The 21,543-nt window shown below is 69.1% G+C and carries 16 protein-coding genes; 11 read left to right on the plus strand and 5 right to left on the minus strand.

Annotation, left to right across the window (positions count from 1 at the left end; genetic code table 11):
* The first annotated feature begins 101 nt into the window (after positions 1-101).
* A complete protein-coding gene (locus ACSMXV_RS30895; RefSeq protein ID WP_473174424.1) occupies positions 102-1,814 on the plus strand; it encodes a DUF4153 domain-containing protein in 1,713 nt (570 codons plus the stop codon).
* A 201-nt stretch (positions 1,815-2,015) separates the two neighbouring features.
* On the opposite strand, the gene ACSMXV_RS30900 is transcribed toward ACSMXV_RS30895, so the two are convergent.
* Positions 2,016-3,572, minus strand: coding sequence for an MFS transporter (locus ACSMXV_RS30900; protein WP_473174425.1), 1,557 nt, complete (start codon positions 3,570-3,572; stop codon positions 2,016-2,018).
* A gap of 150 nt (positions 3,573-3,722) precedes the next feature.
* On the opposite strand from ACSMXV_RS30900, the gene ACSMXV_RS30905 reads away from it, so the two are divergent.
* From ACSMXV_RS30905 to ACSMXV_RS30915, 3 genes are all read left to right on the plus strand, one after another.
* The gene (locus ACSMXV_RS30905) at positions 3,723-4,358 is read left to right on the plus strand and encodes a TetR/AcrR family transcriptional regulator (protein WP_473174426.1); all 636 of its coding nucleotides are present in this window, start codon (positions 3,723-3,725) and stop codon (positions 4,356-4,358) included.
* 209 nt (positions 4,359-4,567) lie between these two features.
* The gene (locus ACSMXV_RS30910; RefSeq protein ID WP_473174427.1) at positions 4,568-5,269 is read left to right on the plus strand and encodes a ribonuclease HII; all 702 of its coding nucleotides are present in this window, start codon (positions 4,568-4,570) and stop codon (positions 5,267-5,269) included.
* A 68-nt stretch (positions 5,270-5,337) separates the two neighbouring features.
* Positions 5,338-5,997 (plus strand): hypothetical protein, encoded by a 660-nt coding sequence (locus tag ACSMXV_RS30915; protein ID WP_473174428.1) that lies wholly within the window; start codon positions 5,338-5,340, stop codon positions 5,995-5,997.
* 176 nt (positions 5,998-6,173) lie between these two features.
* On the opposite strand, the gene ACSMXV_RS30920 is transcribed toward ACSMXV_RS30915, so the two are convergent.
* The 3 genes from ACSMXV_RS30920 to ACSMXV_RS30930 form a co-directional block, all read right to left on the minus strand.
* On the minus strand, positions 6,174-6,311 hold the full coding sequence (locus tag ACSMXV_RS30920; protein ID WP_473174429.1) for a hypothetical protein: 138 nt from the start codon (positions 6,309-6,311) through the stop codon (positions 6,174-6,176).
* Positions 6,312-6,503: 192 nt separating this feature from the next.
* On the minus strand, positions 6,504-7,124 hold the full coding sequence (locus ACSMXV_RS30925; RefSeq protein ID WP_473174430.1) for a hypothetical protein: 621 nt from the start codon (positions 7,122-7,124) through the stop codon (positions 6,504-6,506).
* 220 nt (positions 7,125-7,344) lie between these two features.
* Positions 7,345-9,507 (minus strand): RecQ family ATP-dependent DNA helicase, encoded by a 2,163-nt coding sequence (locus tag ACSMXV_RS30930; protein WP_473174431.1) that lies wholly within the window; start codon positions 9,505-9,507, stop codon positions 7,345-7,347.
* 132 nt (positions 9,508-9,639) lie between these two features.
* On the opposite strand from ACSMXV_RS30930, the gene ACSMXV_RS30935 reads away from it, so the two are divergent.
* The 6 genes from ACSMXV_RS30935 to ACSMXV_RS30960 all read left to right on the plus strand — a co-directional run bounded on the left by ACSMXV_RS30935 (position 9,640) and on the right by ACSMXV_RS30960 (position 18,494).
* Positions 9,640-11,106, plus strand: coding sequence for a DUF4192 domain-containing protein (locus ACSMXV_RS30935; protein ID WP_473174432.1), 1,467 nt, complete (start codon positions 9,640-9,642; stop codon positions 11,104-11,106).
* 333 nt (positions 11,107-11,439) lie between these two features.
* Positions 11,440-12,198, plus strand: a complete 759-nt coding sequence (locus tag ACSMXV_RS30940; RefSeq protein ID WP_473174433.1) for an NUDIX hydrolase — start codon at positions 11,440-11,442, stop codon at positions 12,196-12,198.
* 365 nt (positions 12,199-12,563) lie between these two features.
* On the plus strand, positions 12,564-14,531 hold the full coding sequence (locus tag ACSMXV_RS30945) for an ABC transporter ATP-binding protein (protein ID WP_473174434.1): 1,968 nt from the start codon (positions 12,564-12,566) through the stop codon (positions 14,529-14,531).
* Positions 14,532-14,692: 161 nt separating this feature from the next.
* On the plus strand, positions 14,693-15,580 hold the full coding sequence (locus ACSMXV_RS30950) for a FadR/GntR family transcriptional regulator (RefSeq protein ID WP_473174435.1): 888 nt from the start codon (positions 14,693-14,695) through the stop codon (positions 15,578-15,580).
* Between the two features lie 396 nt (positions 15,581-15,976).
* On the plus strand, positions 15,977-17,512 hold the full coding sequence (locus ACSMXV_RS30955) for an RNA polymerase sigma factor (RefSeq protein ID WP_473174436.1): 1,536 nt from the start codon (positions 15,977-15,979) through the stop codon (positions 17,510-17,512).
* Between the two features lie 151 nt (positions 17,513-17,663).
* On the plus strand, positions 17,664-18,494 hold the full coding sequence (locus ACSMXV_RS30960; protein ID WP_473174437.1) for a S1 family peptidase: 831 nt from the start codon (positions 17,664-17,666) through the stop codon (positions 18,492-18,494).
* Between the two features lie 103 nt (positions 18,495-18,597).
* Here ACSMXV_RS30960 and ACSMXV_RS30965 read toward each other — a convergent pair whose 3' ends face one another.
* Positions 18,598-18,825, minus strand: a complete 228-nt coding sequence (locus ACSMXV_RS30965) for a DUF7455 domain-containing protein (RefSeq protein ID WP_473174438.1) — start codon at positions 18,823-18,825, stop codon at positions 18,598-18,600.
* Positions 18,826-19,263: 438 nt separating this feature from the next.
* On the opposite strand from ACSMXV_RS30965, the gene ACSMXV_RS30970 reads away from it, so the two are divergent.
* On the plus strand, positions 19,264-21,387 hold the full coding sequence (locus ACSMXV_RS30970; protein WP_473174439.1) for a DNA gyrase/topoisomerase IV subunit B: 2,124 nt from the start codon (positions 19,264-19,266) through the stop codon (positions 21,385-21,387).
* Positions 21,388-21,543: the final 156 nt, after the last annotated feature.

Here is a 21,543-nt window from a genome sequence, read left to right on the forward strand (position 1 = left end):
CGCCTGTTGATCATGTCGGGCGTGCGCCGAACGAGACACAGGTCGCCGACTGACACCGCCACGCGCGCGTGGGCCTTCGCGACCGGTCGGGAGGGGGTCCCGTGTCCGACAGACCGTCCAAGCCGGAGCCGACGCGTGAAGGGCAGCCGGCTGATGAAGCGGAGCAAGCAAAGGGAGGGGTGCCTCCAGGCAGAGGGGAGCCCAGAGGCGGCGGGACGCCTGGAGGCCGCGGGGCGCCTGGAGCCACTACTACAGGGGAGCCCAGGGCCGAAGGGGACCACGAGGATGCCGTCGCCACGCACTACGACTCGGACTGGGGCGCCCCACTCCCCGACGGCGGCCCCTCTTTCGAGCACCTGCGCGGCGAGCCTCCCGCGCGTATCCGCGTAGCCACGCTCTGGTCGGTGCTCGCCACCGGTGTCCTCAGCATGCTGCTGCTGGGCGACGGTGTGGCGCTCAACCTGCTCATCGTCGCGATCCCGGCCGCTCTCGGCGCGTTCTTCGCCGCCCAGGCCGTAGGCCGTCGGCCCCGCCCATGGACGGTGACCTGGGCCGTCGGCGGGCTCGCCCTGCTCCTCGTGCCCGCCATGCGCGACGCTGACTGGCCGTCCTTCCTGGCCGTCGTCTCCGCTCTGGCACTGGGCTCGCTCGCGCTGCACGGCTCGCGCACCTGGCCCGGCGTGCTGCTCGGCCCGTTCGGCGTCTTCACCTCGCTCCTCACGGGCGTGTCCTGGGGCTGGCGCGGTCTGCGCGACCGGACCGGCGGCTCCCGGGGCAATCTCGGCTCTGTGGTACGCGTCGCCGTGGTGACCGCTGGTCTGCTGCTTGTCTTCGGCGCCCTGTTCGCCTCGGCCGACGCCGCCTTCGCGGACGTGCTGGGTGATCTGATGCCCGACGTATCGGTCGCGGACGGGCCCTGGCGCCTGCTGCTTCTCGCAGTCGGTGCGGTCGGCGCGCTGGCGGCCGCCCACACGGCCGCCGCACCGCTTCAGTGGGACCGGATCGAGGTCGCCCCTGGCCGGGCCCGCGGCCGCGTCGAGTGGGCGCTGCCGCTGATCGTGCTCAACGTGCTGTTCGCGGCCTTCAACGCCGTCCAGCTCGCCGTTCTCTTCGGCGGATACGACACCGTACTGAAGAAGACGGGCCTGACGTATGCGGCGTATGCGCGCCAGGGGTTCTGGCAGTTGCTCATCGCCACCCTCCTCACGCTGCTCGTCATCGTGTTCGCGCTGCGCTGGGCTCCTCGTGGGACACCAGGCGATCGAGGCCTGGTGCGGGGGGTGCTGGGAACTCTCTGTGTTCTCACGCTCGTTGTCGTGGCGTCGGCGGTGCGGCGCATGGACATGTACGTGGAGGCGTATGGACTGACGCGGCTGAGGATCTCGGTGGTGGCCGTGGAGCTCTGGCTCGGCCTCGTCATCCTGCTGATCATGGCCGCCGGAGTGTGGGGCGCACGCCGGTTGCCGCGCGTCGTCGCTGCGAGCGCCGCGGCGGGTGTGCTCGCCTTCGGGCTGCTGTCTCCCGACGGCCTGATCGCGGAGCGCAACGTCCAGCGCTATGAGGACACCGGCAAGTTCGACCTCGAGTACGCGCGAGGGCTGTCCGCCGACGCCGTACCGGCCCTCGACCAGCTCGAGGAACCGCTGCGCTCCTGCGTGCTACAGAGCATCGCCGAGGACCTCCGGGACGACGACGGACCCTGGTATGCGACGAGCTGGAGCCAGGCCCGAGCCCGGCGGATACTCGACGATCGGCCGTTGACCGACAACTGGGAGACGTGCAACCAGATTCGGCAGGACCTCATGTACCGCTGAGGAATGCGCTGGAGCCACTGGGGAGTCCGCTGTTCCGCGGGAGAGTCCGCTGGTGCGCGGAGGAGTCCGCTGGTGCGCGGAGTCGTCCGCTGGTGCCGGGCCGGTTGCGCCGTTGTGTACGGCCCGGCACCCACGTCTCACCTCAACGCGTCTCTCGTCCGAGTGAGGGCTGCGTCTCTCGTTCGAGGGGGGCTGACTCTGTCAGCCTCCCGAGGGCCCTGCTGTCCCGGCTGTGCCGGCCAGCGCTTCCAGGTCGCTCTTGCGCACCCGGATCACCAACGCCGCCGTGACCAGGGCCAGTACGGCCATCGCCACGGCCGGGATGAAGGCGGTCGAGATGCCGTGGGCGAGCACCTCGTGGCTCCACGGCGGGGGCAGCTGACCGGACTTGGCGAACGCCGCCTTCTGTTCCGCCGAGCCGTTCGCCATGAAGTCCTGGAGCTGGGGCTTCGCCTCGTCCCGGCTCGCCGTACCGAACACCGTGGTCAGGATGGACAGGCCCAGCGAACCGCCCACCTGCTGGGTCGCGTTGAGCAGACCCGATGCCGCACCCGCCTCGTGCTGGGCGACGCCCGAGACCGCGGTGAGGGTGAGCGTGACGAAGTTCAGCCCCATACCGAAGCCGAACAGCAGCATCGGGCCGAGCACTCCGCTGATATACGAGCTGTCGGGGCTGATGAACGTCTGCCAGCCGAGCCCGAGCACGACAAGCGTCGAGCCGCCCAGCATGAACGGCTTGGGGCCGAGCACCGGCAGCAGGCGCTGCGACAGACCCGCGCCCGTGACGATCGCGACCGTCACCGGCAGGAAGGCGAGGCCCGCCTCGATCGGCGTGTACCCCAGCACGTTCTGCACGAAGAGCACGATGAAGAAGAACATGCCGAACATCGCCGCTGCCAGGCTCAGCATGATCACATACGTGCCGGAACGATTGCGGTCCGCGAACATCTTGAGCGGAGTGATCGGTTCCCTGGCACGGCTCTCTATGAGTCCGAAGGCCAGGAGCAGCACCACCGCCACTCCGAACGACCCCAGCGTGAGGCTGTCGCTCCAGCCCTCCTCGGCGGCCCGGATGAACCCGTACACGAGGGAGGCCATGCCGACTGTCGACGTCAGCGCGCCCGCGATGTCGAACCGTCCCGGATGGCGCTCGGACTCGTTGATGTACATCGGGGTCAGCACGGCTATCAGCACACCGATGGGCACGTTGACGAAGAGCACCCAGCGCCAGTCGAGCCACTCGGTGAGCATGCCGCCCGCCAGCAGGCCGATGGCGCCGCCGCCCGCGGACACCGCCGCGAAGACGCCGAAGGCCCGATTCCGCTCGGGCCCCTCGGGGAACGTAGTGGTGATCAGGGCCAGCGATGTGGGCGAGGCGATGGCGCCACCCACGCCTTGCAGGGCGCGCGCTGCCAGCAGCTGCCAGGGTTCCTGGGCCAGTCCGCCGAGCAGGGAGGCGAGGGTGAAGACGAGGATGCCGGTCAGGAAGACCCGGCGCCGGCCGAGGATGTCGCCCGCACGGCCGCCGAGCAGCAGCAGGCCGCCGAAGGTCAGGGTGTACGCGCTGACGACCCAGGTGAGATCGGTTGTCGAGAACTTGAGCGCATCCTGGATGTGCGGGAGCGCGATGTTCACAATCGTCGCGTCGAGTACCACCATGAGTTGGCAGGCGGCGATGACGGTCAGGGCTATGCCGGGGCGCCCCTCCCGGCGAGCCGCCCCCGGCTTCGGGTCCTGGATTAACTGAGAGGTAGTCATGGATCCCCCACAAGAACGTTAGTGAACGCTCGCGTTCACTGTCGCGCCAACGGTAGTGAGTCCCCCGCAGTGAACGCAACCGTTCACTGAAGATGCTGCCCCGGCGCCTGCTTGCGTAGGCTGCTGCACCCGCACATCGGAGAGATGCACATGGTTACTTCGCGCTGGACGGCCGCTCCCGCTCAGACGGCCTCCCCGGCGACCTCCCTACGTCGGCGTGGGCCCGTGCTGGAACGGGCGATTCTCGAGGCCGCCCTGGATCAGCTCGGCACGGTCGGCTGGAACGGGCTCACGATGGAGGGGGTCGCCGCGGCCGCGCAGACCGGCAAGGCGGCCGTCTATCGCCGCTGGCCGTCCAAGGAGGATCTGGTCGCGGACGCACTCCAGGCAGGACTGTCGACCTTGGATGCCCCGCCGGACCGCGGAAGTGTCCGTGAGGATCTGCTGGAGCTGTGCCGTGAGGTGCGTGAGGCGATGTACTCACCACCTGGGTTTGCTCTTCGCTCGATCATTCACGAATGCGATGGGGCTGCCGCCGAGCGGTTTCATGGCGTGATCCTGGAAGGCGTTGTCGAGCCGACGGTCGGCCTCATCAAGGAGGTGGTGCGCCGTGGGGTTGAGAGGGGAGAGGTCCGTCCCGGAGCGGTCGACGACTATGTGTGCGATGTCATCCCGGCGATGATGATGTACCGCTCCAAGATGTGCGGAAGTGAATGGGGCGAGCGTGACATCGAGGAGATGATCGACCGGGTGATGATGCCGCTGCTGCGTCCGGACGGCGGGTGACGCGTCGCCCGGACGGCGGGTGATGCGGGGCGCGGACTGCCGGTGTCATGGCGAGCGGACTGCGGTGACGCGTCGCGGCGGTTGCGTGCATGCGGCCTGTGTGCAGGGAGCGCGGGGGCCGTCGCCGGCGTGTCACGTGTGCGGGGGCCGCTGCCTTTCCCTGACCCGGGTGTTGCGCGGGGCTCCGGGCGGCGTACGCTTTGTGCGCCATGCCCTACGAACCACCCACCCACCGTGTCGAGCGCTCCCTGAGAGCCACCACCGGAGCGAAGATCATCGCCGGTGTCGACGAAGTCGGGCGCGGTGCGTGGGCCGGCCCGGTGACTGTCTGCGCGGCGATCACCGGACTGCGTCGCCCACCCGAAGGGCTGACCGACTCCAAGCTGCTCACTCCCAAGCGACGCACCCAGCTCGCCACGGAGTTGGTCTCCTGGGTCACGGCCCACGCCCTCGGTCACGCCTCCCCGGAGGAGATCGACGACCTGGGGATGACAGCAGCGCTGCGGCTGGCGGCAGGACGCGCCCTCGAGGCGCTGCCGGTCCGGCCCGACGCGGTCATTCTCGACGGGAAGCACGACTACCTGGGCGCTCCTTGGAGGGTCCGTACGGTGATCAAGGGCGACCAGTCCTGCGTGGCCGTCTCCGCCGCATCCGTGATCGCCAAAGTTCAGCGCGACAAAATGATGGCCGAACTGGGCATCGACCATGCACACTTCGATTTTGCGGCCAACGTCGGCTATCCGTCCCCGGTGCACCGGGCCGCGCTGGAGGAATGGGGCCCCACCCCCTACCACCGGCTTTCGTGGGCGTATCTTGATGCGTTGCCCCGGTGGCGGCACCTCAAGAAGGCGCGTACCTGGGCGGAAGGAAGCGTTCCGGAGATCGAGGGGCAGCTCGGTTTCGATTTCTGACGATTCCCTTCGCACTCATGTGCCACCCGCCGACGCGAGCCGCAACGGCGTTTGATAAACATCAGCCCATGCCTCTCATTCCCGAGGAGCCTCAGATTCACGAGAGTGCCCAGGGTCCCCGCGCCTCTTCGGCAAGCAGCCGTACCGCGCCGACCCCTCGCCCCGTACCCGGCCCGCGCCCCGCGGCTGCGCCGCGCCCCGGTCGCCCGGGCCCTGTCCGGCCGATGCCGCCCGCGCAACGCACGTCGCGCGAGTCGTCGGCTGCCAAGCCGGGGCCGTCCGCCCCGGCGTCATCGCCGTCTTCCCCTTCCACTCCTGCGCCTTCCACGACGTCCGCGACGCCGCAGATCCAGTTGATCCCGGCCTCGGCCGAGGGCGCGCTGGACGCTGCGGAGGAAGCCGTCGACCTGCTGCTCGAGTCGGGGCGTCCGCCCGGGGACATCCTGGTGATCACCACGGGTGAGCCGCACCCGTGGGCGGTCCATGAGCTGTCCTTCGGCGAGCCCGCGTACTGGGCCCAGCACGACGCGGGTGACGACGTCTTCTACGCCGAGGCCTCGGCCGTCGGCCGCGTCGCGTCCCGCCCGGTGGTCGTCGTCGCCGTCAACGGAGGCTCCGACGAGGCCGCGGCCGCTGTACTGCCGCTGGCGCATGGCCGGGCCGGCGCCCTGCTCGTTGTCTGCGGTGACCCGCAGCGCATCAACGCGGTGCTGGGCGCCGGGGTCTGACCCGCCGAGCCGTCCGGCTGGAGCCGCGGCCGGGATGCTCATGCGGGACGCCCATGTGCGATGCCCACGAGGGTGTCTTTGCGCGGAGTGTCCCCGAGGGATGCCCCCGAGGGACGTCTTTGCACGGTGGCACCCGAACCGGCGGCGCTGCTCACTCACCGCCGGATCGTTGTCGCTCACTGTGGGCCGCGCGGGTCGAGATGCGAGAGCCAGAGGCGGCTGTCGGTGACCGTGATGACGCCGTTGTCGGCGACCGAGTTCCGCGGTTTCCGTCCGGCTTCGGCGTTGAGCAGCCGTAGCCGCGTCCAACTCACGGACTCGCACCGTGATGGCGTGGAGAGTGGGCGACTCGACTCGCGGCAGTGGCCGGTGGGGAATTGGCGATTCCCCGCGGCCGTCGCCACCCTCCGCTGCTTCCGGGTCCAGTACGGCCCGGGTGATGACGACGATGCTGCCTGCGGGTCAGTACGTGGCGGCTGTCACAGTGGCCTCACTGCGGTGCTGCTTCAGCGTGCTGCCGCCCGGCGGAGCACATCGGACGCCGCGCCGCCCATGCGCGGTATAGGCGGTTCCTCGGCGAACGCCGTCGGTGCCGAGGTGGCGTTGGGCCGGCGGCCGCCGCGACCCTCGCCCAACACCTGCCAGCCGTCATGCGTCAATGTGATGTATGCGCCGCACCGCAGCCCGTGCAGCGTGCACGCGTCGCGCAGCCCCCACATCCAGGCCCCGTCCTCCTCCGTCCAACGGGCATCGCCCTCGCGGCAGTAGAGCAGCACGGCGGTGCGGACGGGCGTGCGTCGGCGAAGATCATGCGGGATGACGCGGCGCAGCTGTGAGAGCAGCGCATTGCGGAACACCCAGCCGTCCGTCGCGGATGAGCGCCGGTTGAAGGAGGCGCTCGCCGTGAGCCGCTCGTCCGGGTCCAGTACGGCCACCACGGCGGTCGCGGGCGTCGGCCGGTGCCGGACGTGCAGGCCGTTGACGACCTCACGTGGATTGCGCAACAGCGGTATGCCTGCAGATGCCCATTCGGCGGGCTCGAGCATCCGGGCAAGTCGGCTGGCGGAGTCGACGGCCCTCGCAGCAGACGCCGCAGCGGGAGTGGACGGAGCGAATCCGAAGGTCACGGTCCTCCCTTCGGCTACGCGCCCACGCGGGGGCGGGGTGGGGATCGGGCTTGGGGGAGCGCACCGCGGAAAGCCCTTTCACGGCGAAGAGGGCCATGCGGGAGCGAGTCCAATTCTTCCCGGCACAGTGCCTTGCGGCAACGAGCAATTGAGACCGCTGATCGAAATGGGGCGATTCGCTCCTTATATCCCTGGCCAGGGCTGCGTACCGATGCCATCGTCATCCCTGTACGGCAAGGACGAGCGGCAAAACGGCTTCTGCCCCTGACCGCCGTAGGAGTCGTGCGGCTGTCGCCAGCGTCCAACCGGTCTCTGTCGCATCGTCGATGAGCAGAACAGGGCCGCGAGCCTCTGCGAGAGTCGAAGCCAGTTCAGGGGGCACGGTGAGGGCACCGTTCAGAGCCTTGAGCCGCTGCGCGCTGTTGCTGCGCGACGCATGGAGGGCCTCGGCCCCCGGCGAGTACTCCACGGAGCCCAGCAGGGGAAGGCGGCCGATCTCTGCGATCCGTAGGGCAAGAGACTGGATCAACTGCGGTCGCGTGCGAGACGCCATGGTCACGACGCCGACCGGACGAGCCTGGGCGTCGGGTGCACCGGACGCCCAACCGCCGGGCCCCTTCGCCCAGTCAGCCAGCACGCCCACCAAGGCCTTCGCCACATCGTCGGGCACTGGCCCATCCTGAGCCCGGGGAGCGAGCATGGGCCGCAGCCGATTGCCCCAGCCGATGTCCGAGAGTCGCCCCAGCGCCCGGCCGACGCCGGCCTGTTCGCTCGCGGGGATACGTCCCTTGAGGCTGATGCCCACCGCTTCAAGACCGGTCGGCCACATCTTTCTGGGCTCCACCTCGACGCCCGCTCGCCCCAGTTCACCGCGCGCCGCGGCCAGCGCTGCCGGAGACACGGCATCGCTGAACCGAGCTCCGGCACAGATGTCGCAACGCCCGCAAGGAGCCGCTTCCTCGTCGTCCAGCTGCCTTCTCAGGAACTCCATCCGGCAACCGGTCGTCATGGCGTACTCGCGCATCGCCTGCTGCTCGGCCTCCCGCTGCTTGGCGACCCACGCATAGCGCTCGGCGTCGTACGTCCAGGGCGCGCCTGTGGAGATCCAGCCGCCCTTGACCCGACGCACCGCACCGTCCACATCGAGGACCTTGAGCATCGTTTCGAGCCGGGAGCGGCGCAGCTCCACACGAGGCTCGAGCGCGGGAAGCGACAACGGCCGGTCCGTCTGGGACAGGGCGTCGAGCGTGCGCCGCACCTGCTCCTCGGGCGGGAACGCGATCGACGCGAAGTACTGCCAGATGGCCTCGTCCTCCTTGCCCGGAAGCAGCAGCACCTCTGCATGCTCGACGCCGCGGCCGGCGCGCCCGACCTGCTGGTAGTAGGCGATGGGGGAGGAGGGCGAACCCAGGTGGACCACGAAGCCGAGGTCGGGTTTGTCGAAGCCCATGCCCAGCGCGGACGTGGCCACCAGTGCCTTCACGCGGTTGGCGAGAAGATCGTCCTCGGCCTGCTGCCGGTCGGCGTTCTCCGTCTTCCCGGTGTACGAAGAGACCGTGTGACCGCACTGGCGCAGGAAGGCCGTGACCTCCTCGGCGGCCGCGACAGTGAGCGTGTAGATGATCCCCGAGCCCGGCAGCTCGCTGAGATGCTCGGCGAGCCAGGCCAGGCGGTGCGCGGCGTCGGGCAGTGCGAGCACGCTCAGGCTGAGGCTCTCCCGGTCGAGCGGTCCGCGAAGCACCAGCGCGTCCGCACTGCCGCCGGTGCCGAGCTGCTCGGCGACATCGGCCGTCACGCGCGCATTGGCCGTCGCGGTGGTGGCGAGCACGGGGACTCCCGCCGGAAGATCGCTGAGCATGGTGCGCAGCCGTCGGTAGTCGGGCCGGAAGTCGTGGCCCCAGTCGGAGATGCAGTGCGCCTCGTCGACCACCAGCAGGCCCGTCGCCGCCGCCAGCTTGGGCAGTACATGATCGCGGAAATCGGGGTTGTTGAGGCGCTCCGGACTCACCAGGAGGACGTCGACTTCGCCCGCGGCCACCTCGGCCTGGATGACGTCCCACTCCGACGTGTTCGACGAATTGATGGTGCGAGCGTGGATGCCTGCGCGCCCGGCTGCCTCGACCTGGTTGCGCATGAGCGCCAGCAGCGGGGACACGATGACGGTGGGGCCGCTGCCTCGCTCGCGCAGGAGCGCGGTAGCGACGAAGTACACGGCGGACTTGCCCCAGCCGGTGCGCTGCACGACCAGAGCCCTGCGCTTGTCGGCGACGAGCGCCTCGATCGCCCGCCACTGGTCCTCACGCAGCCGGGCGTCTCCCGTCCGGTCACCGACGAGACGGGCGAGAACGGCATCAGCCGCCGTACGCAGTTCTTCGTTGCTCATGCCCCCATGCAACCCGATGGGTCGGACATCGCGCGAACGGTCCACTGGACTGTGGACAACTTCTGTCGTGTTCCTGACTGGAGTTATCCACAGGGCAAACCGGAACGTTGAGATCCGCGGGAAAGTCGGCGCATGACGAATCACAACGACTCCACAGGCTCCTCCGGACCTGGCGACATCACGACTCCTGTCGGACACGGCGAATCCGCAGATCTGGCCGCCGACCAGCAGATCACGCTGCGCACCGCGTCCGAACTGGCCGATGCGCTGCCGTACTTGCTCGGATACCGGCCGGAAGACAGCATCGTGCTGGTCACGGTGCACGACCGGAACGGGCGCGGACGTTTCGGCGCTCGTGCGCGACTAGGTATCCCTCAGCGCGAGGAGGACTGGCCCGCCGTCGCCGAGCAGTTGGCCCAGTCCCTTGTGACGGGCAGCGAGCGGCGCGGTGCCCGGCCCGAGGGCATGGTCGCCTTCCTCTGTCAGGACCCCGTAGGGGCCGAGTCGGGACAGCAGGTCATGGAACGCCTGCGGCCGCTCGCGCGGTTGCTGCGCACGGCATGCGGTGATCTCGATGTCCCTGTGGTGGAGGCGCTGTGCATCTCCGGCGGCCGCTCCTGGTCGTACTGCTGCCCCGGAGAACGCTGCTGTCCGCCGGAAGGCGTCTCGCTCGGCCTTCCCGGCACCTCGGTCCTGGCGGCTGCCGCCACCTACGCGGGCATGCAGGTGCGCGGCGCCCTGCGCGAGCTGAGGGCCAGGCTCGTTCCGTGGGGAACCCAGGCAACAGCTGAGGAGCAGGAGCGAGCCCTCGACGCAGCTGTCATGGCGCTCGTTCCCCGGATCCTGGACGAAGCGGACGGTCCGAAGGTCGCGGCGGAGACCCTCGATCTAGCCCGCCGGATCATCGGCCGACTCGCCGACACCCCGCCTGTCGGAGGCCCCTACCGAGCCGATCTCAGGGACGACGAACTGATCGCACACGACGAGGCGGCGGCACTGATCCTCGGACTGCAGGAGCGGACGACGCGTGATCAGGCAGCCGAGTGGATGGAGGGCGACGAGGCACTCGCGGCTCTGCGTCTCTGGAGGGCGCTGGCGCGCCGCTGCGTCGGTCCTTACGGCGAGCATGCCGCGGCGCCACTGACGCTCGCAGGCTGGGTCGCCTGGTCGCTCGGGGACGAGCTGGAAGCCCGGGAGGCGCTGGCCATGGCCCTGGGTGCAGATCCGGGGTATACGTTCGCCGTCCTCCTGCACCGGGCCTGCAACGAAGGCCTGGACCCGGAGTCCATCCGCCGTTGTCTGCGCAGCGAGCGCGCCGAACGGGAGGCGGCGGCCCTGCAACCCGATCAGGACCCGTCCGACTCGCCCGCCCGCTCGCCGAGGCCGGCGCTCCCCGCGCAGACCTCGGGTCTGAGCCTCCCCGCCCTGCCCATGGGGCCGAACCATCGGCGTCGTAGGCCAGGACGTGGGGGCAGCCCTGGAGCAAGCGGGGGCAGCTCCCGGGCGAAGGGCAATCGAGCCGGCCAGCCGAGCACCCGGAACACTCGACCCCCTGTCCAGCGGCGCATCGGCCGGCGCACTGCGCGCAGCGACCAATGAATGAGCATGCCACCGAACGCGAACCGCGGCCCCGCCAAGGCCTGGCACCACCCCGAAGCCCGCCCGAAACCGTGACGCTATGTGCCTCCCGAGGTGCCCCATGGGTGCGATCGAGCCGAACGAGGTGGATATCGCGGCCGCGGCCCCTCCGCACGAGTCCGCAGGATCGGCCGACCATGATCGAGGAGGACGCCGAGAACCGCAGCCGGAGGTCTGACCCGCCGGACCAGCACGGACAGCACGCCATGGAACGCCGTCGGAGCACTGTGGATCAGTCCTGGAAGCACCACCGAAAGGAGTGTTTATCGTCAGGGAGACGACTATGATCGCGGCATGCCCTACGACCCGTCAGCCTTTCCGCCTTTCGCCGTCACTGTCGACCTGGTCGTGCTGACCGTGCGCCGTCACTCGCTGTGCGCACTGGTGGTGCGGCGCGGTGAGCCCCCGTTCCAGGGACGGTGGGCGCTTCCCGGTGGGTTCGTGAGGGCTGACGAAGATCTCGCGGCAGCGGCGGCTCGGGAGCTCGCCGAGGAGACCGGGCTGTGTGCACATGACCCTGCCGCCCCTGCGCAGGGCAGCGGCGCCCATCTCGAGCAGCTCGCCACCTACGGTGATCCGAAGCGTGATCCGCGGATGCGTGTGGTCAGCGTCGCGCACCTTGTGCTCGCCCCGGACCTGCCCGCTCCCCGGGCCGGTGGGGATGCGTACAGTGCCCGGTGGGCACCCGTCGAGGCGCTGCTCAACCAGGGCGGGTATGCCCGCGAGGGCGAGCAGGCGGCCCCGCTCGCCTTCGATCATGCACAGATCCTGGCGGACGGCGTGGAGCGTGCCCGTTCGAAGATCGAGTACTCGTCCCTGGCCACCGCCTTCTGCCCGCCGGAGTTCACCGTCGGCGAGCTGCGCCGGGTGTACGAGGCGGTGTGGGGAGTCGCCCTCGATCCTCGCAACTTCCATCGCAAAGTGACCGGCACCGTAGGCTTCCTGGTCCCTACCGGCGGTACCACCACCCGCCAGGGAGGCCGCCCAGCGCAGCTGTTCCGCGCGGGTGGAGCGGCGTTGCTGAATCCGCCGATGCTGCGCCCGGAAGTCTGAGGTCATCGCCGGGAATTGCCGGGTCGGTGGGGGTTGCAGTGGGGCGCTTCTCCAAACCCCCTCGCTCCAAACCCCCTCGGATGCCTTGCCGCGCGGCCAAGCAGCCGCCTCCGAGCAGCCACCTCCAAGCAACCACCTTGGATCCAGCGGGTCATCGGACATTCCGATAAGGGGTTCGCGGCGGACGGTGTTCCGGATTGCCGCGCAACCACGACTGACACCCGCGTATATCTCCTGCCCGAAAAGGCGGGAATGTCGCGCTATCTTGCTGCGGTATCCACGGTCCCGTCCGTCCTGATCCGACGGACGAGTCCAGGCTGTCGAGCCCCGGCCGCCGAGCGGTCGCACCTCCGATGAGGGAAGCGATGATCCAGGCCATCGGACTGACCAGCAACGCACGAAAGCAGCTGCCGCCTGCCGTCGACGACGTGACGTTCGAGGCGTTCCCCGGCCATGTCACGGCGCTGCTCGGTGGCCCGGCGTCGGGCAAGACGACGGTGCTGAGGCTGATGCTCGAACTCCAACCAGGCCGCGGCGTCACCTATTTCAGAAACCGCCCCCTGCACTGCATTCCCCACCCCTCCCGAGAAGTGGGCGCCCTGCTGGGCGAGGTCCCGGGTCATCCGGCGCGTACGGTGCGAGGTCACCTACGGATGCTGTGCGCAGCCGCCGGGGTGCCCGTGCAGCGCGCCGACGAAGTGCTCGAGGTGGTGGGCCTGGTCAGTCTCCGCGGCGAGCGGCTCGACACACTCTCCCGCGGCATGGATCGCCGCCTCGGCCTGGCCTGTGCTCTGCTGGCGGACCCGCACACCCTGGTCCTGGACGATCCCGCCGATCACCTCTCCGCCCGTGAGAGCCGTTGGCTGCACGGAATTCTGCGCGCGCACGCCACCAAGGGGGGCGCCGTCCTGTTCACCACGGACGATCCCAAGGAGGCCGCGCAGACTGCCGACCGTGTGGTGACCCTGGATGAGGGCAGAGTCGTCGCCGACCAGGAGGTCGCGGAGTTCGCCCGTACCCGCCTCCGCCCACGCGTCGCCGTCCGCACGCCGTACGCACCCAGGCTCGCCCTGTTGCTCACCAAGGAGGCCCGGGCCGCGCAGCGTTCCATCGAGGTGGTCAAGGAGGACGGTAACCGGCTTTCCGTGTACGGAAGCACCTGCGCGGACGTCGGTGAGGTCGCCTACCGGCACGGCATTCTCGTCCACCAACTCGCCGACGAGGTCGGTGACATGGGGCCCAAGGCCCCCGCCACCTCGCTGGATCACGCCGCCCGCACCGAGCCCGTTCCTCCCGAGCCCGCTCCTGCCGAGCCCGCTCCTTCCTCGGAATCCGAGTCCGACCTCAGCGAATCCCTACCTGCCCCGGCCCCAACGCCACCGCAGGAGACCCCAAACCCACCGCAGGAGACCCCAAACCCACCGCAGGAGACCCCCTCACGGCACGAGGCGCCGGCTCCACGGCAGGAGACCCCGGCCCCACGACAAGACAACCGTCATCCCGCCACACGCAAAGAACCCGAACCGCTGTCCCAGCTCCCTCCCCCTATCACCGCCCGTCCCGCCCGCGGCCCGCTCCGGCCGCTGCGCTACGAGCTGTACCGAGCGGCCGGAGTCGGCACGGGCTACGTCACGGCGGCCGTCGTACTGGCCGTCTCCGCCCTCGTCTCCCTGCTTCTCGCCCGATCGGGACACACACCCCAACCACGCGTGCTCGCCGCATGGCCCCAGGACTTCCCGCTGCCGCCCGCCGCGATCGGCGCCGGGCTCCTGGGCGCCTTCGCCTTCGGCGACGAGTTCCGCCATCCCGCCCTCGCCGCGGACCGCGGCACCGTTCCCCGGCGCCTGGGACTGCTCTGCGCCAAGCTGGTCGTCGCCGCGGCCACCGCACTGCTGTTGGCGTTCCTGACCGTCGGCTGCGACGCCGCGCTGCTGCAACTCGTATACGGACCGGAACTGACCAGAGTTCCCGTCGACTGGTTGTCCATGAGCGCCAGTTGGTTCGGCATGGTCGCAGGATGCGCCTGGGCCGGTGTGCTGGCTGCCGGCATCTTCCGGTCCACGACCGCCGGTCTCGCAGCGGTGGTCTCCGTGCCGATCGTCGTCGTACCGCTCGTTCAGAAAGCCCTCGAAGGGCCCTCCGCGCGCACCGCAGCCGGCTTCCCGGGACGGCTTCGCGATCTCGCCCTGGCCCAGTGGCCCTTCGGGGCGGAGAGATACGTGGCGGCGGGTGTGCGGATGATCGTTCAACCCGTCGGCGGTGCGCTGACGTTGTCACTCAGCGCCCTGCTCTGCGCTTATGGGCTCACCGCGATGCGCAGCCGGGTCCGCTGACCGCCCTCGGCTCGATCCGTTTCTGTGCTGCCCGCAACTTCCCGTAGAACGCTCGTTTCTGTCCGATAAGGCGTCAATTACGGCAGGGTAAGCGATCACCCTTTCGTGTGCTTTTCACCAAAGACCTCAAGGGAGTTGGGAACCGCGCCGACAAAAGACCCGTGAGTACCCTTGCGCACACCATGATGACCGCCGCCCGTCCCGCCGACTCCGGCCTCGCCGGCCCGGGCGAACTAGACCGCTACCCCTACGCCGAGGCCCCCGCCGCCGACCGCGTCGGCGCCCCCGCCTGGGAGGGCGGCGACCCGGACCTGGGCCGCGTGGGCCGACGCGCCGCAGGCAGCCGCGGCCGAGGGCTGCACGGCCAACTCGTCCAGCAGCTCGGTCAGATGATCGTCTCCGGCGACCTGGGCGCCGACCGCCCGCTGGTTCCCGAGGAGATCGGCCAGCGGTTCGAGGTCTCCCGCACCGTCGTCCGCGAGTCGCTGCGCGTACTCGAGGCCAAGGGCCTCGTCAGCGCCCGGCCCAACGTCGGTACGCGCGTACGCCCGGTCAGTGACTGGAACCTCCTGGACCCGGACATCATCGAGTGGCGGGCCTTCGGGCCGCAGCGCGACGACCAGCGGCGTGAGCTGAGCGAACTGCGCTGGACGATCGAGCCGCTCGCCGCGCGCCTCGCCGCCGGGCACGGGCGCGAGGACGTCCAGCAGCGCCTGGCCGACATGGTCGAGATCATGGGACACGCCATGGGGCAGGGGGACGCCGTCACGTTCTCCCGCGCCGACGCGGAGTTCCACTCGCTGCTCATCCAGGTCGCCGGCAACCGCATGCTGGAGCACCTGTCCGGCATCGTGTCGGCGGCCCTCCAGGTCTCCGGAGGCCCGGTCACGGGCTGTGACCGCCCGAACGAGGCGTCCCTCGCGCTCCACTCCCGCATCGTCGAGGCACTCCCGTCCGGCGACGGAGCGGCCGCCGAGGCGGCCATGCGCCAACTGCTCACCGTCCATTCAGAGGTCGAGCGCGTGGTGCCGGCCCCTCGCGAGCACTGACAGCGCGAGCACTGGAAGAGGACCGGAGACCGCACGGCCAGGGCCTGGCCCGGCGACGCGTGGGTGGAGGCGCCGCCGGGCCCGTTTGTGGGCACAAGCACAGCAAACATGATCGTGCTGAACCCGAGACATGATCACATCTGACCGTATCTAGGTGCTTTTGCGTGCTTACGTGGTGTGACTCGGGCCACGCAGATTGGGCGTAACGCTCCTGGGAACAGCGCGATGACCTAAGAGGTGACAGTCGAGGAGGGAATAGAGCCGCCGTTGACGGCGCTGTTCATCTCCCCGGCCCACGCCCGCGCCCGTCGGCCCATCCCCAAGTCGGCGGTCGTCGGCTCCGGTCCACACGGGACGGGGCCGTAAGCCGTTTTCCAACGTTCCGAGAGGTTGTTCGTGTCGGCCAGCACATCCCGTACGCTCCCGCCGGAGATCACCGAGTCCGTCTCTGTCATGGCGCTCATCGAGCGGGGAAAGGCCGATGGGCAGATCGCCGGCGATGACGTGCGTCGGGCCTTCGAAGCTGACCAGATTCCGGCCACTCAGTGGAAGAACGTACTGCGCAGCCTCAACCAGATCCTCGAGGAAGAGGGTGTGACGCTGATGGTCAGTGCCGCCGAGCCCAAGCGCACCCGCAAGAGCGTCGCAGCGAAGAGTCCGGTCAAGCGCACCGCAACCAAGACGGTGGCGGCCAAGACGGCCACGGTCAAGAAGGCCACCGCCGCTGCCCCCGAGGCGCCGGCCGTCGACGCGCCCGATGAAGAGGCTGTGACCGCCAAGAAGGCCGCCGCCAAGAAGGCCACGGCCAAGAAGGCGGTTGCCAAGAAGACCGTCGCGAAGAAGACGACGGCCAAGAAGACCACCAAGAACGACGAGGAGATCCTGGACGACGAGATCGTCGAGGAGACCGCGGTCGCGGGCAAGCCCGGCGCCGAGGAGCCCGCCGAGGACGGCGCACAGGGCTTCGTCCTGTCCGACGAGGACGAGGACGACGCTCCCGCGCAGCAGGTCGCCGCGGCCGGCGCCACCGCCGACCCCGTCAAGGACTACCTGAAGCAGATCGGCAAGGTCCCCCTCCTCAACGCCGAGCAGGAGGTGGAGCTCGCCAAGCGCATCGAGGCCGGTCTGTTCGCCGAGGACAAGCTGGCCAACGCCGACAAGCTCGCGCCGAAGCTGAAGCGTGAGCTGGAGATCATCGCCGAGGACGGCCGCCGCGCCAAGAACCACCTGCTGGAGGCCAACCTCCGCCTGGTCGTCTCGCTCGCCAAGCGCTACACGGGCCGCGGCATGCTCTTCCTGGACCTCATCCAGGAGGGCAACCTCGGTCTGATCCGCGCGGTCGAGAAGTTCGACTACACCAAGGGCTACAAGTTCTCCACGTACGCCACCTGGTGGATCCGGCAGGCGATCACCCGCGCCATGGCCGACCAGGCCCGCACCATCCGTATCCCGGTGCACATGGTCGAGGTCATCAACAAGCTCGCGCGCGTGCAGCGCCAGATGCTCCAGGACCTGGGCCGCGAGCCCACCCCGGAGGAGCTGGCCAAGGAACTCGACATGACCCCCGAGAAGGTCATCGAGGTCCAGAAGTACGGTCGCGAGCCCATCTCCCTGCACACCCCGCTGGGTGAGGACGGCGACAGCGAGTTCGGTGACCTCATCGAGGACTCCGAGGCGGTCGTCCCGGCCGACGCGGTGAGCTTCACGCTCCTCCAGGAGCAGCTGCACTCCGTCCTCGACACGCTCTCCGAGCGTGAGGCGGGCGTCGTCTCCATGCGTTTCGGTCTCACCGACGGTCAGCCGAAGACCCTCGACGAGATCGGCAAGGTCTACGGCGTCACGCGTGAGCGCATCCGTCAGATCGAGTCCAAGACGATGTCGAAGCTGCGCCACCCCTCGCGTTCCCAGGTGCTGCGCGACTACCTCGACTAGTCGCCACGGCAACTGCGACAGGCCCGGACGCCTCTCTGTGAGGCGCCCGGGCCTTTCCGTTGCCCCCTTGCGGGAAGCTTTGCGCGCGTGCGAGCCATGCCGTCCTGGATCACCCTGGGTGTGCCGTTGCAACTCAGAGTAAGGAGCGTGTATGCGTTGTTCCCTTGCCAAGGCCGTGACGGGCGGGCTCGCCATGGTGGCCGCGGCGGCTGTGCTTCCGCTGGCCGCGCCGACCCCCGCCGCGGCTGATCGCATAGTCGTCGGAGGCACCCCGGTCGACGTGGCCGACAACCCGTGGGTGGTGGCGCTCTCCAGCCGTGCCCGATTCGGGGGTACGCGGGGAGGGCAGTTCTGCGGGGGAGTGGTCGTCGGGCGGTCGACGGTGCTGACGGCGGCCCACTGTATGAGCGCGGAAGTCCTCGGCGGGCCGCCGAGCCGCAGCGACGATCTGAAGGTCGTCGTGGGCCGCAATGATCTCCTCGCCAAGGACGGCAAGGAGATCCCGGTACGCCGCGTGGCGATCAATCCCGGGCACAACAGCGTCACGAACGCCGGAGATGCTGCAGTCCTCACACTGGCCACGCCGCTTCCCCAGCGCAATGTGATCCCCATGGCAAGGCAGGGAGACCCGGCATACACGCCCGAAACCAGGGCCACCGTCTACGGCTGGGGCGACACCACAGGCGCCGGCCACTACGCACGCACGCTGCGCGCCGCGCAGGTACGGGTGCTGCCGGACTCGCTCTGCAAGCGGGCGTACCCGGGAACCAGTGAAGGGACCTATCTCGCCGCATCCATGCTGTGCGCGGGGGAGCGTGCGGGAGGCCGTGACGCCTGCCAGGGGGACAGCGGCGGTCCGCTGGTCGCCAGGGGGCGGCTCGTGGGCCTCGTCTCCTGGGGGAGCGGCTGCGGATGGGCGGGGAGCCCAGGGGTCTACACGCGGATCTCAGCCGTGCTCAGGCCGCTGGGACTGGGTCGCTGACCGCGTATGTCCACATACCAGATCGGGCGGCTGCCCTGATTGCAGGGGCAGCCGCCCGGTCACCGGCCTGATGCCGGAACTGGCTCGTCGTGGATGCGAGGTGTCAGCGTTCCTCTTCGGTGGATGCCGGGGCGGTCGTCAGCCGCTCGGTCTCGTCCTGTATCTCAGCGGCGATCTTCTTGAGTTCCGGCTCGAACTTGCGCCCGTGGTGGGCACAGAAGAGCAGCTCACCGCCGCTGAGCAGGACGACGCGCAGGTATGCCTGGGCGCCGCAGCGGTCGCAGCGATCAGCGGCCGTCAGCGGGCTCGCGGGGGTCAGAACAGTAGTCACGTCGCCTCTTCTCTAGCTCGACGAGCTGTCGTACCAGGGTCAACATCCAACCAGCCCCAAAACGTTCCCGCTCGTGGCTTTTCCTCGAAAAATCTTTTGCGAGGCGGCTGTCTGCTGCCGGTTGGCGGCGAATGTGCCGTAGTGCGTCGCTTTGCGTCGTACGGTTTCGCGCTGTCTTTCAGGTCCGCCCTCCCGGCTGGGTTGCCGGTTGTTCATGAGGACGTGCCCCGAGGCTAAATGGTTCATGCCTCGAAGGGAACGTGATGTGCGCTTCACTCCATCGAAGGATCGAACAGGCATACGACTCTGGACTACCCTGAACTCGGTCTAGGGTGGCGTTACAACGGCTCTATCAGGCCTCGGTACCCTCTGACCGGCGACCGAAGCCGCCCCTTGTCCATGAGGGGCTCACCAGAAATTCAGCGAGGAGCGAACCGCGTGACCGCCGAGACGTCCGTGCCGTCCACAGCGCTGCTGACCGGAGCAGACCGGGACGGTTCCAACTACACCGCGCGGCACCTGCTCGTCCTCGAGGGGCTCGAGGCCGTCCGCAAGCGCCCTGGCATGTACATCGGCTCGACCGACAGTCGCGGCCTGATGCACTGCCTCTGGGAGATCATCGACAACTCCGTCGACGAGGCGCTCGGCGGCTACTGCGACCACATCGAGGTCATCCTCCACGACGACGCGTCCGTGGAGGTGCGGGACAACGGCCGGGGCATCCCCGTCGACGTGGAACCCAAGACGGGCCTTTCCGGCGTCGAGGTCGTGATGACCAAGCTCCACGCCGGAGGCAAGTTCGGCGGCGGCTCGTACGCCGCTTCGGGTGGTCTGCACGGCGTGGGTGCCTCCGTGGTGAACGCGCTGTCCTCGCGGCTGGACGTGGAGGTGGACCGGGCCGGGAGCACGCACGCCATCAGCTTCCGGCGCGGCGTTCCGGGAGCGTTCAAGGGCGAAGGTCCCAACGCGTCCTTCGACTCGGCGGCGCGACTGCGCAAGGTCAAGAAGATCCCGAGGGCCCGGACCGGCACGCGCGTCCGTTACTGGGCCGACCGGCAGATCTTCCTCAAGGACGCCAAGCTGTCCCTGGAGAATCTGCACCAGCGCGCCCGGCAGACCGCCTTCCTGGTCCCGGGCCTGACCATCGTGGTGCGTGACGAGTACGGCCTGGGGGAGGACGGCAGCAAGGGCGAGGAGTCCTTCCGCTTCGACGGTGGAATCAGCGAGTTCTGCGAGTTCCTGGCACCGGACAAGCCGGTGTGCGACGTCCTGCGGCTCTCCGGGCACGGCACGTTCAAGGAGACCGTTCCGGTCCTCGACGACCGGGGCCACATGACGCCCACCGAGGTCACCCGCGAGCTCGGCGTGGACGTCGCGATGCGGTGGGGCACCGGTTACGAGACCACGGTGAAGTCCTTCGTCAACATCATCGCCACCCCGAAGGGCGGCACCCACGTCACCGGCTTCGAACGCTCTGTCACCAAGACTGTGAACGAGGTGCTGCGGGCCCAGAAGCTGCTGCGTGTGGCCGAGGACGACATCGTCAAGGACGACGCCCTCGAAGGACTGACCGCCGTCGTGACCGTGCGCCTCGCAGAACCGCAGTTCGAGGGTCAGACCAAGGAGGTCCTTGGCACCTCGGCCGCCAACCGCATCGTCGCGAACGTCATCGCCAAGGAGCTCAAGGAGTTCCTGACGTCGACCAAGCGGGACGCGAAGGCGCAGGCCCGTGCGGTCCTGGAGAAGGCGGTCGCGGCGGCACGTACGCGTATCGCGGCGCGCCAGCACAAGGAGGCCCAGCGCCGGAAGACGGCACTGGAGTCCTCTTCGCTGCCCGCCAAGCTCGCCGACTGCCGGAGCGACGACGTGGAGCGGAGCGAGCTCTTCATCGTCGAGGGCGACTCCGCGCTCGGCACGGCCAAGCTCGCGCGGAACTCCGAGTTCCAGGCCCTGCTGCCGATCCGTGGCAAGATCCTCAACGTCCAGAAGTCGTCCGTCTCCGACATGCTGAAGAACGCCGAGTGCGGCGCGATCATCCAGGTCATAGGAGCGGGCTCGGGCCGGACCTTCGACATCGACGCCGCGCGGTACGGGAAGATCATTCTGCTGGTCGACGCCGATGTCGACGGCGCGCACATCCGCTGTCTGCTGCTGACTCTCTTCCAGCGGTACATGCGGCCGATGGTCGAGTCGGGCCGTGTCTTCGCCGCCGTGCCGCCCCTGCACCGGATCGAGCTGGTCCAGCCCAGGAAGGGCCAGGACAAGTACGTCTACACCTACTCGGACCGGGAACTGCGCGAGACCCTGCTGGAGTTCCAGCGCAAGGGCGTGCGCTACAAGGACTCGATCCAGCGCTACAAGGGCCTTGGCGAGATGGACGCCGACCAGCTGGCGGAGACCACGATGGACCCGCGCCACCGCACCCTGCGCCGCATCAACATCTCCGACCTGGAGGCGTCGGAGCAGGTCTTCGATCTGCTGATGGGCAACGAGGTCGCACCGCGCAAGGAGTTCATCACCGGCTCGGCCGCGACGCTGGACCGCTCACGCATCGACGCCTAGGACTTTCCTACCTCTTCGCGGGCTTCGCTGATACAGGCCTGAAGGGCCGCGCTCAGACCGTCCGGTATGTCTATCGGCACGGTCTCGCGCGGCCACCAGAGCGTTGAATCACCTGATGGGGTGAAGAGGAAGGATTGAAGAGTCCGAGATCTTCCC

The organism is Streptomyces sp. DSM 42067, assembly GCF_055792885.1.

Bases quoted from the DNA above. Each gene is read 5' to 3' on its own strand.
- ACSMXV_RS30900 (WP_473174425.1), bottom strand. From the start codon at position 3,572: ATGACTACCTCTCAGTTAATCCAGGACCCGAAGCCGGGGGCGGCTCGC.
- ACSMXV_RS30905 (WP_473174426.1), top strand. From the start codon at position 3,723: ATGGTTACTTCGCGCTGGACGGCCGCTCCCGCTCAGACGGCCTCCCCG.
- ACSMXV_RS30910 (WP_473174427.1), top strand. From the start codon at position 4,568: ATGCCCTACGAACCACCCACCCACCGTGTCGAGCGCTCCCTGAGAGCC.
- ACSMXV_RS30915 (WP_473174428.1), top strand. From the start codon at position 5,338: ATGCCTCTCATTCCCGAGGAGCCTCAGATTCACGAGAGTGCCCAGGGT.
- ACSMXV_RS30930 (WP_473174431.1), bottom strand. From the start codon at position 9,507: ATGAGCAACGAAGAACTGCGTACGGCGGCTGATGCCGTTCTCGCCCGT.
- ACSMXV_RS30935 (WP_473174432.1), top strand. From the start codon at position 9,640: ATGACGAATCACAACGACTCCACAGGCTCCTCCGGACCTGGCGACATC.
- ACSMXV_RS30940 (WP_473174433.1), top strand. From the start codon at position 11,440: ATGCCCTACGACCCGTCAGCCTTTCCGCCTTTCGCCGTCACTGTCGAC.
- ACSMXV_RS30945 (WP_473174434.1), top strand. From the start codon at position 12,564: ATGATCCAGGCCATCGGACTGACCAGCAACGCACGAAAGCAGCTGCCG.
- ACSMXV_RS30960 (WP_473174437.1), top strand. From the start codon at position 17,664: ATGCGTTGTTCCCTTGCCAAGGCCGTGACGGGCGGGCTCGCCATGGTG.